Below are 17,864 nucleotides of genomic sequence, written 5' to 3'. Positions count from 1 at the left end.
AATAAACCATTAAGACCTCGTGCAATTTTTTAAGCAAACTAATTAATTAGGATTATTGGGATTGATTTTAAATTGATAATCAGAACCTTCTATAACTATTTCTCCTATTTCAGTTTGGATATATAGCCGACCATCTGCAAATTTTAATACATAATTTTTATCTTCTATCTCGGTTGATTTTTTAACAGGATTGAAAGAATAAACTTGACATTCATTAGAATTATCTAAATGGCTATCCATGTTGTTATTGCCAAAAAGTTGCGTAATTAATTTGTTTTCACGGCTAGATTGATTATAAAAAGATTCCTGGGAAGATAAAGTTATTTCGGTGGCAAAATTATTTTGAGCAAGGGCTAAATTTTCCACAGTCGCGGGTGTATGCTTTTCTAAGTGCTGCGCTCTAACGCTTGCTAGTTTTGGCGGATTAACGGCAGCTTTTGCGGGGACTTGGGTAAAATAATTGTTTTTTTGAATTAGTAAATTTTTTTGAGAACGATTTTCTGAATAACGTGGGTAAACAGTGCAATTTTCTACTGGCAATGATTTTTGGTAGTAACCATTGATCAAATTTGAGCTTTTATTAACTATCAGTTTATGAGATTTACACACCCAAGCAACCTGTTGTTCACTATCTAAGTTTATTTGACTGTATAAAGTTTTGAGTATGAGCCTGTCTTGCTCAAAGCTCATTTCTTTAATGGGATGCCATTTTTTCTGAAAAAACATTAAAATATCCAGTCTGCTATCATGTATCTGCTGCGTTTGACGAGGATACCAAGCTTCCCAGACATTAACAGCTTGTGTATATTGCAAGGTATAACCTAAAGGAATTTCGTGTTGCTCGTAGGCAATTAAACCTTCTTTTTCTGTACCAATGGGTATAAAGCTGCTTTTTTGGAGAACTTGCTCTAATAGCTCGCAATATTCAGATTTTTGACGAACTAAAGCTGATCGTGTTTTATTAACTACCCTGATGATGGCAAGTAATTTTTTGCTGGTTGAAAATAACTGAGATTTGGTAAAATCACCTTCGATACACAAATTTAAATTGGATAAAAATTGTGTTTTACCTTTGACGAATTCGTGTATGATTGTTAAATCATTAAGTGTATCCATAGCATTAAGGTTATGCACCACTAAAAATTAGTTTAAATATTTTATTATGAGAACTGTTTAATGTTATAGTGCAGAAATATTTCCGGCAGTTCTCACTTTCAAAATCTTTATTTACCTGCAAGATTTAGCTAAAACAATAAGAGTAAAAGTTATTTTTTTAGCTGATACCGATATTTGCACTGACAAAAAGTGCGATACCCGCGATACTCATTCTTCGAGTCGCTACGCGAACGCATACAGTTACTTTTAGCTTTATCGCCAAATATACTCAGGCACAAAACCGCCACTATGCCCATGTTGCCATCCATACCAATCGTAGGCAACTTCATTGGTACTGCTGATCTTCTTGTTATAGGGATCATAGCTTGTGCGAATACGTTCTAAACGTAGTTCAAGAAACTGTTCATGGCTATAGGTTTGAAACCAAGAACGCCGATCTTTAACGGGTTCTGTAAATGATTTACTCAAGAGTAAAATCACCCCTTTTCTAGCGTACTGATAACCCATCTGTACAAATAAATGCACAATTGGCTTACCTCTCCTTTTACCCTTTGGTGGTGCAGACGTGAACGGTGGATTACCAATTACCCAATCAAAACCACCTGTACTGCGTTCTATCCATTTCCATGACTCTCGTAAGGTCATATCAAAGTGAAAATCTGCTGGCTGTAAGGAGTCAATATCGTTACTAAAAACATGAATGCGATTAGAAAAATCTTTAATTACTTTGGCGATCGCATTTTCTCCACTTGCAGGATCTAAAATTACGTCTCCATGTTCTAGGGGTAGCCTAGGTAAAAGTTCTGCTGTTGCCCATTCAACACTTGGATAAAAGCAAAGACTGCGTGAAGGATTTATAACCTTTATTTGTTCGGTCATACTATGTTACCGACCTTAAGAATTTATAGGTATAGGGGGTCTCATACCTATACCTAATAACAGTTGGGATCAAGGAAAATCAATCTGGGGTGTGTCTGGAGTTTTTTCCTGATACGCAAAGGAATTAAGGTAATAATATAATAAGGGTGCATTGCGTCATGATTTTAGGGTTGATTGTAAACAGTCTTCCTCCTCAACCTGATTTCGTTAAACCTGCTATTCAAGCTGTTAAGCCTACAATTAATGGGGTGAAAATAGCTAAGGCTTGTGGCGAAATCACCAGATGGTATGCGTGGACAAAATGCGGTAATTCGACGTGTTGCAAACTATACATTGCCTGCTCAAACGGCAGCATAATTACTCAAGCGGTAGAAGGAGCTTACTGCCGTTAGAAGCTCATCTACTTAAAACTACAATAAAGCTGATACCAACAGCGCTGCTTTTAATGATTGCTATGCCTAAACAACTATCGCCAGAAGCTCGGATGACTGGCATTTTGCAGGAACAGTACGCATTAGTGCAAGAGCTAAAAACTGCGACTCCTGCAAGGCGACTGCAAATCCAGGCTGAAATTGTGGCGCTGTCTGAAGAACAGTCAAATTTGCTTCAAGAAGCGGGTGGAGTTAATTGCTTTATCTTTACCAATTCCAGTACTCGTGGTACTGGCTGGATTGAAGAGGAGCGTAACTACGATGGTTCAGTTAAGCAATATCGCTATGGCTACTATGGTAATGGCAAGAGTAACCGCCGCTACTTGTCAAAATTCTTAGTAGCTGATGTCCAAAAAATGATTGCTGCTGGAGCTAGACCTGCTGAAATTGTCGAGTTTTTAGATTTAAGTAAGGCAAATAAAACAAAAACCCTTACTGCTTCATCACAGTAAGTATTACAGGTGGTAGCTAATTTAATTTCTTGAAGTTTTTTGTAGAAAAGTAAATTCTTTTATAGCGATCGCACTGTAATTTTCTATATTAATTTTTGTTAATTAAATTGTATTTTTGTAATCTCAATTTATTCGCTTTGTTTTTACGCCTAAAAACAAGTTTAAACCCCTGCTTTTAGAAAGCAGGGATAAAACGTATATTAGGTAATAAAGTTGTCTAATCTTGGCTCACAAGACAGCTTTAATTACTTGGGTTCCAAATAAAATTGCCTCTCTTATCAATATATCCAGACTTGTCAGCCATCCTGATTCTGGCAACACCAGATGAAAAATCCTCAGCATTATCAAACATCGGTCTAATTTGAAGATTTCCCGTGATGTCGATATAGCCGAACTTATCGCCAGTTTTCACACTTGCCAGATTTTCACAGAATTTAGAAGCTTGATCAAACTGAGGTTCGATCATAGTAGCAGCAGATAAGTTAATGTAACCCCACTTTTTGTCAATCTTCACTGCTGCAATTCCTGCCGAGAAGTCTTCTGCCCTAGAAAAATCTGGTTTGATTTTGAAATTGCCTTTCTTATCTATATAACCCCACTTATCTGCGATTTTGACTCTTGCCAGATCCTCATTAAAGTTGACAGCATCATCAAATTGGGGAGCGATCGCCATATTTCCACTTTTATCAATGTAACCCCACTTGCTGCCAACCTTAACTCGTGCCAGCCCTTCGGAGAAGTTCCAACCTAGATCGAACTGTGGCTCGATCGCAATAGCACCAGTTGGATTGACATAACCCAACTTTTTGCCAATACGCACCCCTGCTAGTCCTTCGGAAAAGTCCTCAGCTAGATCAAATTGGGGCTTGATTACAATATTTCCAGCTTGACCAATATAACCCCACTTGCTGCCAACTCTCACCCGTGCTAGTCCTTCTTTGAAGTCCACAGCATCATCATATTGGGGATTGATAACAGTATTTCCCCTTTTATCTATATAGGCAAAATTACTGTTAATCATCACCCTTGCCAGTACTTCTGTGAAGTTCCAAGCAAAATCAAATTTGGGTTCGATGATCATCTTTCCTGTATGGTCAATATAACCATACTTGCCATTCTGGGTAATAATAAACATTTTTCTTGCCTGTGATTCAGGAAAAAAGGCGTGACGCACCTATTTATCCTCTATATTGCCCAGGTTTATGCAATATACAAGCTATATTTTAAAAAAATTACTAAATATTTATACATACCGTTCATTTGCTTCTTCCAGACCCCTGATAGATAGCTAATCTTAAAAACTTATTCTTTAAATACAAAATTTTTAATTTTGTAACAAAAATTATAAATTTTCTACCTAAAAACTGATTTTTTATCGACCTAATGGTAGATTACACGATTAAGAATCAACCATAACATTAAGAAAAATTACTTTAATAAAAGTGCTAAATTAGATAAATCATCTAGTCTAGCAGCAAAAAAAATTTAGATCCAGTCCTTACATAAAATAATTTTATGAAAATTCAGAGCCATCCTTATTTTATTTCACTCATCGCCTTAAACTTATTAATTATTGGCAGTGGTTGTAGTCCCAACAATGAGGATAATAATTCTCCGAGATTAGAAAGGCAAGAATCCGGAGAAAATCGTTCAGAAAATCAGGAAAATAGATCTACCCAAAAAGATTCTGACGATAATGAATCACGCCAACAGGGAGATGATGATGATGAGGGTAGCAACAAAGACAAAGATAAAGATAATGACAAGGATTAAATGCTTTGATTATTTGCTTATCTCTTAGTTGTTAGTCTTTACACTCTCTGAGCAAAGCGTCTTTAACTAATTGATACATTGATTTAAGTTGCGATCGCAAACTTTGCGCCCCTACAGTAGTACCACTACGCCCAATAGCCTCCAACTCCTGGCAAATCCCCGAAAGTTTTGCCGCACCTAAATTAGCACTAGATGAACGCAGCGCGTGTGCCGCCTGAAATAACTTATTAGCATCGGCGGTATCTATAGCAGCATCAATCTCACTTAGCAGTTGCGGGGCAACTTCAAAATAATTATTAATAATTTTAGTCAAAAATTCATCAGCATTTGCTCCTGCCATTTGCCGAAGTGATTGCAATATATACCTATCAATAACCTCTAGAGTAGTGTCTTGAGACTGCTGGAGTAGAGAAGAAGATGGAGAAACTTCTAATTCTTGGCGAGATGTTAAGCGTTGACACCCAGCTACATTTTTATTAATTGATAAATAACACTGTTTTAGTACTTTCACCAATTCATCTATACGAATAGGTTTACTAATATAGCCATCCATTCCCGCTTGGAAACATCTTTCTTTATCTTCTTTATTGACATAAGCCGTCATGGCAATAATTTGAGGTCTAGATTCACTAGACCACTCTTGATTAATATAACTTGTAGCAGTAATCCCATCCATTTCTGGCATCTGTATATCCATGAACACTACATCATAATTTTGTTGCTGTAGTTCTTGTAGTGCCTCCAATCCATGATTCACTATCTGAATTTGATATCCCAATGCTTCAAAGGTTAGTAGAGCAACTTGTTGATTAACTTTATTGTCTTCTGCTAATAAAATCTTTAAAGGTACTTCTTGAGCAAGGTGAGGGATTTTTCCATTCGATTCCTCTGTTGATAGAGCAAATTCCTGGCTAGCTGCGGTAGCAATAATTGTGAAATAAAATGTTGAACCATGTCCTAATTCACTCTCAACCGAAATTTTCCCTCCCATCATTTCTACTAATTTTTTACAAATAGCAAGTCCTAGTCCAGTTCCGCCGTAACGACGACTAATAGAAGCATCTACTTGAGTGAAAGGATTAAATAATTGCTGAATCCGGTCTAAAGGAATACCTATACCTGTATCTTTAATGGCAAATTGAATTTCATAAACTGACTCATTATTTGTTTCTCTAGCTAATTTTTCCGCAGTTACAGCGAGATTAATTCCGCCAGTTTGCGTAAATTTAATAGCATTGCTCAAGAGATTTAATAACACTTGACGAAGGCGAGTACTATCTCCGTGTAAATTTTCAGGAGTTGGTGGATCTATTGAATAAGTAAGTTTTAAACCTTTTTCTATAACTTTGGGAGTTAGTAAAGCCAGGGATTCTTCTATACAACGATATAAATTAAAAGATTGTTGTTCTAACTCTAGTTTCCCAGACTCAATTTTAGATAAATCTAAAATGTCATTTAAAATTGTCAGTAAAGATTCCGAGCTAGTGCTAATAGTATTAACAAAAGCTTTTTGTTGAGGTTGGAGTGTTGTATTTAAAAGTAACTGTGACATTCCCACTATCGCATTCATCGGGGTACGAATTTCATGGGAAATCATGGCTAAAAATTCACTTTTAGCTTGGTTGGCTGCTTCTGCTGCTACTTTCGCTTTTTCTAAAATTGCTTTTTGTTCTGCTACTCGATAAAGTAAGGCATTTTGTAGAGATATTGCTGCTTGAGCCGATAATATTTTTAATAATCCGACTCTTTCTGTAGTAAATACTCCAGTAATCAGATTATTTTCTAGATAAAGAATGCCGAGTAGTTGGTTTTGATGAATAATGGGTGTACATAATACTGATAGCGGTTGATTTTCGGTAATATAAGCATCGTTATTAAACTGTGTAGAAGAGGAAGCATTGATTAAAATTACATCTTCCTTAGTTCTTTCAACAAAGTTTATTACCGATAGAGGTAATAGTTTAGTATTTTCCGATAGAGGAGATTGACGAACTATTACTTGATTTTCTTCCGAAACTAATCTTGCTTCAATAAAAGCTTGAAATTCATTCTTAAGAATGAAAAAGCCAGTTTGAGCGCCAGCATTCTCAATTATAATTTTCATTAATTTTTCTAAAAGCTTATCTAAAACTATTTCACCAGCTATCGTTTGAGAGGCTTTAATTACTGTCGTTAAATCAAGAATATCGGCACTACTACTACTAGATAAAGTTGTATTAAAGCTTTTTGATTTTGTAATTTTTTCGGATGGCGGTATTAAGTCTGGGTATTGAATCTCTAAGTGTTTAGCTTTAGCAATTGCTCCCCATTTAACATAGCAATAATAAGCTTCTAGCAGATAATACTTGCCGAGACGGTCATGTTCACAACTTAAATGGAATTCTCCAGCTAACTCTAATGCCAGTGCTTCTTCTTGAATATAGCCTTGTAATTTTGCCCCTTTAATAGCTTGCTCATAAAGTGCGCTAGCATAGCTTACCGAAGGTATCGTTTTTTCTTTTTCCCCTAATACTTTCGCCTTTTCTGCTTCAACTAAATCATACTTGTGCTGAAAGTTTTCTGGGCAATGTTCCGCCCAGTATTTCATTTTTTCTTGATTTTTTCTAACTTGTTCTAAATATTTCTCTAAGTCAACTTGATTAGAAGAATTAGTTTTAATTTTTAGGCGGTAATACTCAGAAAGTAAAGCTAACGAATAATAAAAGTTATGTTGCGTAACAACTATAACTTCAGCCTTAACAGCCCCACATTTAGTTAAGATTAGCTCTCCATATTTAACCGCTTCTTTGTATTCTTTAAATAAAAAATTAAGCCAGCATTTAAAATAGTAAGCATTAAAAATAGATATTAAATTATTAGAGCCAATAAAAAAAGGTAATGTTTCTGTTTCATTCATAAATTCTCCGGTTAGCAAGCAGGGATTTCGCGGACTATTCAACAAATTAGCTACCGCTTGAGCGAAAACTTTTAGTATAGTAAGAAGATGTTTTTGCCCTAATTTTTGAATATATTTAATGTACTCTGATTGTTTCTGTGCCACAACATCTAAAACTTCGCCCTTAAAAAATAAATGGTTGCAGTAATAATTAGCCGCATTGCAAGAAAATTCCACATCTCCAACTTCTAAACCATTGCTAATACATTCATGTAAAGGTTTTATAGTTTCTCTAAGATGTTCCTTTTTATAACTAATATTTATCTCTTTTGTAAAATAAACTTTTGCGTATAACTCTTTAGCATTCAACTTTTCTAATACTTGGATAGATAACTGACTTAATTTGTAAGCCAGATTAATATCGGGTATGAGCCAAACGGTAATTACACCGTAAATAGCATAAGCATAAATAGATGGTGGTGAATTACCATATTCGCTCGACAAAGCGAGCATTGTATAAATAAATGGCAACGTTAGAGGGCTTTGAGAAATAGTAGCAGGCGAATAGAGTAACATTAAAATCTCCATAGCTGCCAATTTGTAAGGATCGGTCATTCTAGGAAGATTAGCTAATTTTTCTATGTTTATATCTGATGGTGGAGTTTCAGATAGCGGCACTCCTAACATTTTTAAAATTGTTAGCCCTAAATCTAAAGCCAAGTTAATTTGGTTTTTAGCTAGATGTATCTTAAATTTTATTAAATAAAATTTAATTTGATCGAGAATAACTTGTGTTTGTGTTAAAGCAAAATTACATAATGTTTCGGCTTGATCTAAGCTGGCATTAAGATATTCTGCTTCTGCTGCCTCTTTATAGATAGTAAATGCTAGGTAATATTGCTCTTGCCAACTTTCAGGACAAAGGAGATTTAAAGCTAAATTTAAATAATTAACAGCAGCTTCATAAGCCATCGCTGACTTAGCTTTTTGTCCAGCTATCAAATTTAATTCTGCTAATTCATTTTTGTCTAACTGATTATTAAGTAAATCTATTCCAAAATTTAAGTGATTTACTATAGCAAAAATATTCTCATTTTGTGATTCAGGAGTAGTATTTCTTAGTAGCTGTTGACCAATTTTTAGGTGAGTAGCTTTCCTTTCAGCTTCGGGAATTAAAGAATAAGCAGATTGTTGGACTCTATCATGTAAAAACTTATATTCAACCTTGACATCATTGGCGTGAAAGTATTTAGCTTCTTCTTCTTGGAAAACTAAAGGGATTTTGTAAGCTGTGGAAGTTGGTAAAATTAAACCGCATTGTAGCGCACTCCATAAATGGTTTGCAGTTACGGTATCTGACTCTTGATTAACAAGGGCTAAAACATCTAAATTAAATTGGTTGCCGATGCAAGCAGCTAATTTTAAAATATTTTGTGTTTCTGGTGGCAGTTTGCGAAGACTTCTAGCAAGTAGTTCAACAACATTAAAATCTGTAATGCCTACAGCTTGAATTTTTTGAATATCCCAATGCCAAGTATCGTTATCAACTTGATAAACTAAGAAATTTTCTGAGTATAAGCTTTTGAGTAATTGAGTTAAGTAAAAAGGATTTCCTTGCGTTTTATTATATACTATGCTTACTAGAGGCTTAAGTTGTTCTGCTTCTGGATCTGTTTTGAGTGTTTCTGCAATAATCTGATTTACACAATATAATGATAAAGGTTGCACAACAATTTGATTAATTGTTGCTTCAGTATCTTTAATTTTTTCTAATGTTTGAATAAAAGAATGCGTAGAACTAACTTCGTTATCTCGATAAGCATTAATCATTAAGAGATATTTGCTATCAAAGTTAGTAACGAGCAATTGAATTAGTTTTAATGATGCTGAGTCAGCCCATTGTAAGTCATCTAAAAAGACAACTAAAGGGTGATTTGGTTGACAAAATACTTGAATAAATTGTTGAAATACGCGATTAAATCGGTTTTGAGCTTCAAATGCTCCTATGGGCGTAAGTTCCGGTTGTTGTCCAATAATTAATTCTACTTTGGGGATGACTTCTGTAATTACTCTACCTTGTTCGCCTAAAGCGTTTAATAATTTATCCCGCCAAACAGTAATTTGTTCAGCATTTTCTGTTAAAACCTGACTGATTAATTCTTGAAAAGCTTGAATTAATGCTGAGTATGGAATATTACGTTTAAACTGATCAAATTTACCAGAAATAAAATATCCCCGTGCCTTGACAATGGGTTTATGAACTTCAGCAACAATAGATGTTTTACCAATTCCTGAATAACCGGAAACTAATATTAGTTCGCTAGCGCCATTGCTAACCAGATCAAAGGCATCCATTAAGGTTTGCACTTCATTTTCCCGCCCGTAAAGCTTTTGAGGAATCAGGAGTTGGTTTGACCGATCGCGTTTTCCCACTGCAAAATCGTCAATTTTTCCCTTACTTTGTAACTGTTGTAAACAATTTTCTAAGTCAAACTTTAACCCCGCAGCACTTTGATATCGATCTTCGGCATTTTTTGCTAAAAGCTTCATCACAATATCAGAAATCACCTGTGGTATATCTGCTATAGCCGCAGGTGTGGTTGGTTGTTTAGCAATATGACTATGCACCAACTCCATCGGATCGCTATGAATAAACGGAAGTTCTCCCGTCAACATTTCATAAAAAGTTACACCTAAAGAATAAAAATCCGTCCGATAGTCAACCGAACGATTCATCCTACCAGTTTGTTCTGGTGACATATAGGCAAGAGTGCCTTCTAATAAGTTGGGATTGCTAACAACTTGGTTTTCTACTCCTAAGCGTGAAGCAATGGAAAAATCAGTTATTTTTACTTCGCTTGTTTGCGGATTAATAATAATATTTGCAGGCTTAATATCTTTATGAATAATGGGTATTTTATGTAATTCTATTAAAGTTTCTGCAAGTACAATAGCTATACGCAAAAACTCTGGTAATTGCATTGGCTTTGCTGTAAATACCTGACGTAAAGATTTACCACCAAAATCTTCTAAGATTAAAGCAAAACCATTTTGGTAATTTTCTATGCTATAAGTTTTAACAATGCCGAGATAATTTAGATCGTGACTAATTATATATTCCTGTTTTAACCGAGCAATTTCTTCAGCAGTAAAAAAACCTGGTTTAAGAACTTTAATGATAACTGGTTTGTGATCAATGTCCGACTTTCCTTGATAAATCAGTTTTTTTTGACTTTCGTAAATCTGCCCTTTGATTTGATAGCCTGGAATATTAATCATTTTTAGTTTTTATTTCTGATTATAAAAGTATCAAGTTTAACATTTTTTTATTTTATCTATATTTAACAAAAATTATGAATTCTACTATTGTAGAGACGTGCTTAGAGCGAAGTTCGCGCATGGCTCCGCTAAGGCACGTCTCTACATTCTTTTTTAGAGATGTCTATTAATACTGAGATAGTTTAGTAATGGCTGCCTGATTTGCGATGATGTACCGCAGTCACACCGCTAGTTTGTAGTAACTTACCATTCTCTACGGCGGCATAAACTAGCCAGTGATCTCCACACTCCATCCGATTTGATACGGTGCATTCAAGATACGCTAGTGCATCAGTAAGGATAGGACAACCGTTATTTGCTTCTTCTGTAGCAACACCAACAAATCGATCTTCACCTGGTGCAAATGGTTTAAGGAAATGCTTCATTAAACCAAGATGATTGCCTTGAGCAAGAATATTTAAAACAAATTTCTTGCCTGTATGTGTGAGAGATTCAATTGCTCGTTCTTTGGCTATAGCAACAGTAAAACCAGGGGGATTAAAACTAGCTTGAGAAACCCAAGAAGCTAACATTGCGCCAGAAAGTTCTTCTTGTTTAGTTGTCACCACACACATAGAACCGACCACGCGCCCTACAGCTTGTTCAATCCGGGCTGTTTGTGAATCACTCGTTTGCTGTCTTGGTATACGGGCTTTTTTAGCTTTTTTCAAAGCTTGAGCAAAGTCAGTACCCGCTTCTTCACAGTATTTAAGTGTGGCATCTGTTGGCTTAAATTTAACCCGAATCGGATCAAAACCAAATTGATAGCCCGCGTCCTTAAGTTTACCTTCTAGTAAATCAATTGCTTCCCCACTCCAACCATAAGAACCAAAGACACCAGCATATTTTGTTTTATCGGCAGAAGATAGCACAATTCCTAGTGCAGTTTGTACTGGGGTAGGAGCATGACCACCGAGAGTAGGAGAACCTATAATAAACCCATTTGCTTTTTCTACTGCTGCTTGAAGTTCCGCAGGTTCAGTAAATTCGCAGTTAATCGACTCGACAGCAACACCTGCTTTAGTAATACCACGAGCGATCGCACTCGCTAATGTAGCTGTATTTCCATAAGCCGAAGCATAAATTAAAGCTACACTCAAATCTTTAGATTGTTGCTGCCCAATCCATTCTCGATATGCTTGAGTTAGTGGTAACAAACCATAGCGAACTAAAGCACCATGACCAGGAGCATATAATCTAGTTTGAAACTCACTTAATTTATCTAGCGCGGTTTCAACTTGTCGGGCATGGGGAGCCATGAGACAATCGAAATAATAGCGACGATCTTCGTTAAAAGTCGTCCAACCTTCATCAAAAACTTGATCGCCACAAATATGCGCCCCAAAAAGTTTATCTGTATATAAAATTTCCGTTTGGCGATCGTAAGTACAAAGACTATCTGCCCAACGAGGACTCGGCGTAGGTATAAATTCTAGATGATGTCCCTTGCCTAAATCTAGGGTTTCTTCCCCACGCATCACTAGAATATTTAAGTCATTATCTGGTAAAGCAGCACGTAGAGCGATCGCACCTGGATTAGAACAAACAAAAGTAATTTGTGGTGCTAATTCTAGCAAGGTTTTAAGAGTAACACTGCGATTGGGATTAACATGACCCAAAATTACATAATCTAACTTTTTAAGATCAAAACGTTGCTTTAACGCCTGCATGAAAATCTCAGTAAAAGATTCTCCAGGGGGGTCAATTAAAGCAGTTTTTTCAGCTTGAATTATAAAAGAGTTGGCGGTTGTACCGCGTTTGAGGGCATATTCAATTTCAAATTTTAGTCGCTCCCATGTGCGCGATCGCAATACTGTAGTATCTGTGGCTATGGGGAGAACTTGGACATCGCGAGTTGGGGTCATAGGTTTTTTTTTAACGCAAAGGATCGCAAAGGTTAGCGCAAAGGACGCAAAGGAATTTAAAGACCGTTGACTACTCTTTTGATGCCATCTTTGAGGTGAATAACATTGAAGTTGATCAACATACCAAGTTTACACTCGATGAATTTGAGATAAGTTAAAAGTTGAGCAGAATGTATCGGGTGAAGAGACTCGACGGCTTTGACCTCGATAATTACTTTATTTTCAACTAACAGGTCTATGCGATAGCCACAGTCTAGCCTTACTTCTTCATAAATTAAAGGTATAGGTTTTTGTTTTTCAACCCTTAATTTAGCTTTCCTCAATTCATACTCTAAACAAGCTTCATAAGCCGATTCCAACAATCCAGCACCTAAAGCCGTATGCACCTTCATCGCACACCCAATAATTATTTTCGACAACTCATTTTCAGTCATCCTTTATCCCCCCTTTGCGCCCTTTGCGCTTACCTTTGCGCCCTTTGCGTTAAAAAAATCTAATAATAATTCCCAACCTTCCGATGATGCACAGCCGTCAGCGCATCAGGCTTACTCACCCGCCCAGTATCAACTGTGGCGTAAACAACGTGGTGATCCGATAGTTCCATGCGACTCATAACATGGCACTCCATATAAGCTAAGGCATCTACCAGAATAGGACTACCGTTTTCCGCAGGTTGAGTTTTGATACCAGCAAAACGATCGGCACCAGGGGGGAAACGTTTGAGGAAATGCTTCATTAACGGCTGATAATTGCCTTCTTCTAAAACATTCAGCACAAAGCGATCGCCTACTTGCATTAATGATTCAATTGCCCGATCTTTGGCAACAGCAATTGTTAGCCCTAACGGTTCAAAACTAGCTTGAGAAACCCAAGATGCTAACATCGCACTCTTGATTTCACCTTTTTTCGCAGTAATGATATACAGTCCACCACTGATCCGCCCTAGCGCTTTTTCTAATTCAGCATCCAAAGACTTGAGTTGCTTAATCGCGCGATCGCGTGTGAGTAATTGCCCTAAGTCTGTCCCCGCTTCTTCACACAATTGATAAGTGGCTTCATTAGGGGTTGTTTTAATCCGAATTGCTGGAAATCCGACTGCTAAACCTAATTCTCTAAATTTACTTAATAGTGGATCTACAGGCTCATCATCCCCACCGTAAGATTCAAATAAGCCAATAACTTGTTTATCCTTCGCTGCTGCTAAAACTGTACCAATAGCAGCTTGGGCGGCGCTGGCGACTGTTCCAGATGCGGGTGGCATGGCAATTACAAGTCCTGCCGACCGACCGACGAGTTCCTGAACTTCCTGCGGATCTGCGGATTTGAGATCGATCATCTCTACACCAACGCCTGTTTTACTAATACCTCTGGCGAGGGATTGAGAAAGGCGATCGCTATATCCGTAATCGGAAATATAAAATACTACTACACTTGTCTCAGCTTTCGCTTTCGCTTGACTCCATTGGCGATAACGATTAACTAATTCATCAACGTTGTGGCGCAGCAGTGGCCCATGTCCTGTACCGATAGTAGTAACTTCTGGTAGTTCACCCATCCGCTTCAAGGCAGATAGCACTGATCGGGCATTAGGAGCCATTAAGCATTCATAATAAAAGCGGTAATCTGCTTCTATATCTGCTAAATTTTCGTCGAAGGTACTATCTGAGCAGTAGTGCAGACCAAAAGCATCGCAGGTGAAGAGGATTTGAGTTTTATGGTCATAAGTAAACATCGTGTCGGGCCAGTGTAAATTAGGCGCGATCACAAATTCCAATTCATGTCCGTTACCTAAGTCTAGGTGATCGCCATTTTTAACAATCCGCCGCTCAAAAGGTTGATGAACAAAATCCTCGATAAACTGGATTGCGACTTTTGAACCTACCACTGTCACCTGTGGCGCGAGTTGCAAGATGTCTTTCACCAAACCACTATGGTCTGGTTCTGTGTGGCTAATAATTAGGTAATCAATTTCTGCTGGATTGATTACACCTTTAAGAGTGTCTAAATACAGTTGGCGGAATTTCTCATGGGATGTATCGACTAGGGCAGTTTGCTCACCCCGAATTACAAAAGAATTATATGTAGTGCCGTTTTGCAGTCCAAATTCAATATCGAAGCGATCGCGATCCCAATCTAGTGACCGAATCGTTGTTGTCTCTAGCGCAATCTCTGTTGTCTCTATTGTCAGGCGCTTTTGGGTTCGGTCGGTGAGCGTTACCATCTGTAGTCTCCTTCTCTTACACCCATAAGTGTTTTGTCTAACTTCATTTTGACATGACTCAGTTGTAAATTTTTATTAAAAAAACTATTAAAAATCCCAAAATCGTATAAAAAACCAAACAAAGACTCACCAGATAGGCATAATGAAAAGTCAAGTGAGTCATTGATAATTGTTAATTGATAATTGTTAATTGTGATAACTGCTTAGGGTTAATGATCGGCAATTCCCGATTACATTGGGCTTTGTTTACTGGTGCAACACTAGAGGCTGCTTGGGATACAGATCATTTGCCTGCCTTAGTGGTAGAACAGCTAATTCAAAGTTGGCAGGCTGGTGAGTGGAAAACAGAATTATTTCCAGACACTCAAATAAATGCTATTCAAATTCCCAATTCTACGCCGATACCGCTTTATGTAGCCTCTGTTGTTCCTGTGCAAACACAACTTTGGCAGACATACCCATATATTAATGTGATTACGTTAGACCAATTACCACTTCATGGACTTTACCCGACACTGGGAATAGACCGTGCCTTGGCAGTACTGGGGGCGGGTGAAAATCTCGGTTTTCCAGTTTTAGTAATTGATGGAGGAACCGCACTAACGTTTACTGGTGTAGATGCTCAAAAACGCTTAGTCGGAGGGGCAATATTACCAGGGTTACGCTTACAAATACAGTCATTAACTGACAGAACTGCTGCTTTGCCCAAAATTGAATTGTATAGCGAGATGCCCCCAAGATGGGCTTTGAATACAGTAGAAGCTATTCAAAGTGGGGTGAGTTACACAGTCTTAGCTGGAGTTAAAGACTTCATTGAGTCGTGGTGGCAGGAATTTCCAGAAAGTAAAATTGCTATTACAGGAGGCGATCGCACTCTTCTATTAGTCTATCTTCAAGCCAAGTTTCCTAATATAGCAGCTAAGGTAATTGCTGACCCGCATTTAATTTTTTGGGGAATGCAGTCTTTAACAATTAACAATTAACAATTATCAATTATCAATTATCAAGCTCGCAAACTGAATGTTAGGTTTATTTCCACCTATTCTTACTCATTTGTCTGAAAATAATGGTGGTAATAGATCGGAATCCTCAATCTGTTCTTGAGGTACTACAGAGTACTTAATAAAGTCGCGAATATACTGAACTACTTCTGCTGGAAACTGTTGCGGTAAGTCATTTTCACCTATGCTAATAATGTGATGTTCAGATGTGGGAATTAAGTCGGCATAAGCTTTACTTTGAGCGATCGCACTCATTGTGTCTCTTCCGCCTTGCAAAATTAAAGTAGGGACTTGCAGCGACTCTAGCTTGAGGTGTAATAATTCGGCTTGAATTTCTGACCAGTTTCTTTGAAAAAACAGCTTACAGGTAGTAGGAGAATTAAGTAGAAGTTGGCGGTATTTAAGGGTTTGATTAATTAGTGGTGGCTTACCTAGTACAGAAGCTAATGGTTTGATCGATCGCGCTAACCACAACCCCATTGGTATTTTTAAGAGCAACAATCTAGTTAACCAGCCAAGTGTTCTAGCTTTTCCTTTTTGTAATCCAACAGGAGCTAACAGTACCATACCGCGCACTTTTTCTGGATGCTTTAGTGCAAAACTAGCAGCAATCCACCCCCCTAGTGAATGACCAATCAAATAAATATGTCGCTGGTTTAATGAAGCTAAAAACTCAGCCAAGCATTCTACTTCTAACTCAATCGAGTAGTGAATTTTCCGACGTTCTGAATCGCCAAACCCCAATAAATCTGGTACCAAGCAATGGTAATTACTACTTAAACGCTCAATAATTGGTATCCATTGACTACCATCACTCCAAGAACCATGTAAAAACACAAGTGTTGGACCTGTACCGACTTCACGCCAGAAAATTTGCCCTTGAGACAGTCGGATTCGCGAATTACTTAGGGGTTGAGGCATGATAGTTTAACAGTTCTATAAACAGTTATCAGTTGCCAGTTATCAACATAATGCGTTAACTGTTGACTGCTGTTTAGCTTAAGCTAAGGTTGTCAGACCGTCAAAGTAGTCTTGCAACTGCCGTTGATGATCGTGAGCAAGTTTTCCCTTGGGTAAGTTGGTGGGAACAAATGCCTGGACATTTAACACTTCTTGGCGATCGCATACTTGCATAGTACCTTGGACATCTGCTTCAACCACTACAACAATAGAATGAATTCTCGGATCGCGGTCTGGTGCTGAGTAAACCCCCACTAACCGCCTAATTTTGATCAAATCTAGTCCAGTTTCCTCTGCCAACTCACGCTTGACAGTTGTATAAATATCTTCACCCCAATCCACAAGTCCGCCTGGTAAACTCCACTCACCAGTATCACTACGCTGTACCAATACAATTCGACCATCCGGTAGAATTGGGATGATAGTAGCACCTGTGACGGGATGACGAAAGATAATCCCCAAAACGGTTTGAAAAAATTGCCATGAGCGACGCATCTTCGAGGGAATACCTGATAGGAGTTCTCTGTTTCTTAGATGCTATGATAAACGGTACGGATGCAATTTCGGTAACGTCCCTAGAGCGATCGCCTACTTTTTAGCTCACCATTGTCTGCGTATGTTGCATAACCATTAAGGTCAAAGCTGTCAACGCACGGGCTAGGTAGATGGTGAAATTTTAGGTCGAGATTCGCTTGTTTAGGCAAAAATATTTCGACTTGCCTATAGATAGCCTTCAGTGATAGGCTGCATTTTTGTTGTTTATAAAATGAGGTAATACATGGCCAAGCGCCGTAACCTAAAAAAAGAAAAGGCGCAGCGTAACCAAGCGTATGCTCGCCAGTTCCGCAAACGCCCTACTAATGGTCGTTTCTTCAAAAAGTTTCGGCAGGGAGGGAAACCTTCAGGTCAAGAGGAAGAAGAAGAGTCAACGGCGGCAACTTAGATGGAGTCGGCTTATCCCTCATGCGATTTT

The 17,864-nt window shown here is 37.7% G+C and carries 13 protein-coding genes; 4 read left to right on the top strand and 9 right to left on the bottom strand.

The window, feature by feature from the left end:
• Window positions 1–42: 42 nt before the first annotated feature.
• Window positions 43–1,116: a hypothetical protein gene (locus CRI9333_RS09730; RefSeq protein WP_015202994.1), complete on the bottom strand. Its 1,074-nt coding sequence runs from the start codon at window positions 1,114–1,116 to the stop codon at window positions 43–45.
• Window positions 1,117–1,368: 252 nt separating this feature from the next.
• Window positions 1,369–1,995, bottom strand: coding sequence for an Eco57I restriction-modification methylase domain-containing protein (locus CRI9333_RS09725; protein ID WP_015202993.1), 627 nt, complete (start codon window positions 1,993–1,995; stop codon window positions 1,369–1,371).
• 454 nt (window positions 1,996–2,449) lie between these two features.
• Here CRI9333_RS09725 and CRI9333_RS09720 point away from each other — a divergent pair, with 454 nt between their 5' ends.
• Entirely contained in the window at window positions 2,450–2,878 is a 429-nt protein-coding gene (locus CRI9333_RS09720; RefSeq protein WP_157462304.1) for a hypothetical protein, read from the top strand.
• 241 nt (window positions 2,879–3,119) lie between these two features.
• Here CRI9333_RS09720 and CRI9333_RS09715 read toward each other — a convergent pair whose 3' ends face one another.
• Entirely contained in the window at window positions 3,120–4,052 is a 933-nt protein-coding gene (locus tag CRI9333_RS09715; RefSeq protein WP_015202990.1) for a WG repeat-containing protein, read from the bottom strand.
• Between the two features lie 341 nt (window positions 4,053–4,393).
• On the opposite strand from CRI9333_RS09715, the gene CRI9333_RS09710 reads away from it, so the two are divergent.
• Window positions 4,394–4,651: a hypothetical protein gene (locus CRI9333_RS09710; RefSeq protein WP_015202989.1), complete on the top strand. Its 258-nt coding sequence runs from the start codon at window positions 4,394–4,396 to the stop codon at window positions 4,649–4,651.
• A 31-nt stretch (window positions 4,652–4,682) separates the two neighbouring features.
• Here CRI9333_RS09710 and CRI9333_RS09705 read toward each other — a convergent pair whose 3' ends face one another.
• From CRI9333_RS09705 to CRI9333_RS09690, 4 genes are all read right to left on the bottom strand, one after another.
• Window positions 4,683–10,805, bottom strand: a complete 6,123-nt coding sequence (locus CRI9333_RS09705) for a hybrid sensor histidine kinase/response regulator (protein ID WP_015202988.1) — start codon at window positions 10,803–10,805, stop codon at window positions 4,683–4,685.
• A 182-nt stretch (window positions 10,806–10,987) separates the two neighbouring features.
• Window positions 10,988–12,709, bottom strand: coding sequence for a diflavin flavoprotein (locus CRI9333_RS09700; RefSeq protein WP_015202987.1), 1,722 nt, complete (start codon window positions 12,707–12,709; stop codon window positions 10,988–10,990).
• A 56-nt stretch (window positions 12,710–12,765) separates the two neighbouring features.
• Window positions 12,766–13,143, bottom strand: coding sequence for a GxxExxY protein (locus CRI9333_RS09695; protein ID WP_015202986.1), 378 nt, complete (start codon window positions 13,141–13,143; stop codon window positions 12,766–12,768).
• 59 nt (window positions 13,144–13,202) lie between these two features.
• A complete protein-coding gene (locus CRI9333_RS09690) occupies window positions 13,203–14,930 on the bottom strand; it encodes a diflavin flavoprotein (protein ID WP_015202985.1) in 1,728 nt (575 codons plus the stop codon).
• Window positions 14,931–15,142: 212 nt separating this feature from the next.
• On the opposite strand from CRI9333_RS09690, the gene CRI9333_RS09685 reads away from it, so the two are divergent.
• Window positions 15,143–15,913 (top strand): pantothenate kinase, encoded by a 771-nt coding sequence (locus tag CRI9333_RS09685; RefSeq protein ID WP_051035366.1) that lies wholly within the window; start codon window positions 15,143–15,145, stop codon window positions 15,911–15,913.
• A 66-nt stretch (window positions 15,914–15,979) separates the two neighbouring features.
• Here CRI9333_RS09685 and CRI9333_RS09680 read toward each other — a convergent pair whose 3' ends face one another.
• Window positions 15,980–16,852 (bottom strand): alpha/beta fold hydrolase, encoded by an 873-nt coding sequence (locus CRI9333_RS09680; RefSeq protein ID WP_015202983.1) that lies wholly within the window; start codon window positions 16,850–16,852, stop codon window positions 15,980–15,982.
• Window positions 16,853–16,930: 78 nt separating this feature from the next.
• Window positions 16,931–17,386: an NUDIX hydrolase gene (locus CRI9333_RS09675; protein WP_015202982.1), complete on the bottom strand. Its 456-nt coding sequence runs from the start codon at window positions 17,384–17,386 to the stop codon at window positions 16,931–16,933.
• Between the two features lie 283 nt (window positions 17,387–17,669).
• On the opposite strand from CRI9333_RS09675, the gene CRI9333_RS27340 reads away from it, so the two are divergent.
• The gene (locus CRI9333_RS27340) at window positions 17,670–17,834 is read left to right on the top strand and encodes a hypothetical protein (protein WP_015202981.1); all 165 of its coding nucleotides are present in this window, start codon (window positions 17,670–17,672) and stop codon (window positions 17,832–17,834) included.
• Window positions 17,835–17,864: the final 30 nt, after the last annotated feature.

Origin of the sequence: Crinalium epipsammum PCC 9333, from assembly GCF_000317495.1 — a bacterium.
In the GTDB taxonomy this organism is placed as follows: domain Bacteria; phylum Cyanobacteriota; class Cyanobacteriia; order Cyanobacteriales; family PCC-9333; genus Crinalium; species Crinalium epipsammum.
The sequence above is the reverse complement of the archived record's forward strand: the minus strand, read 5'-3'. Positions and strand labels throughout refer to the sequence as shown.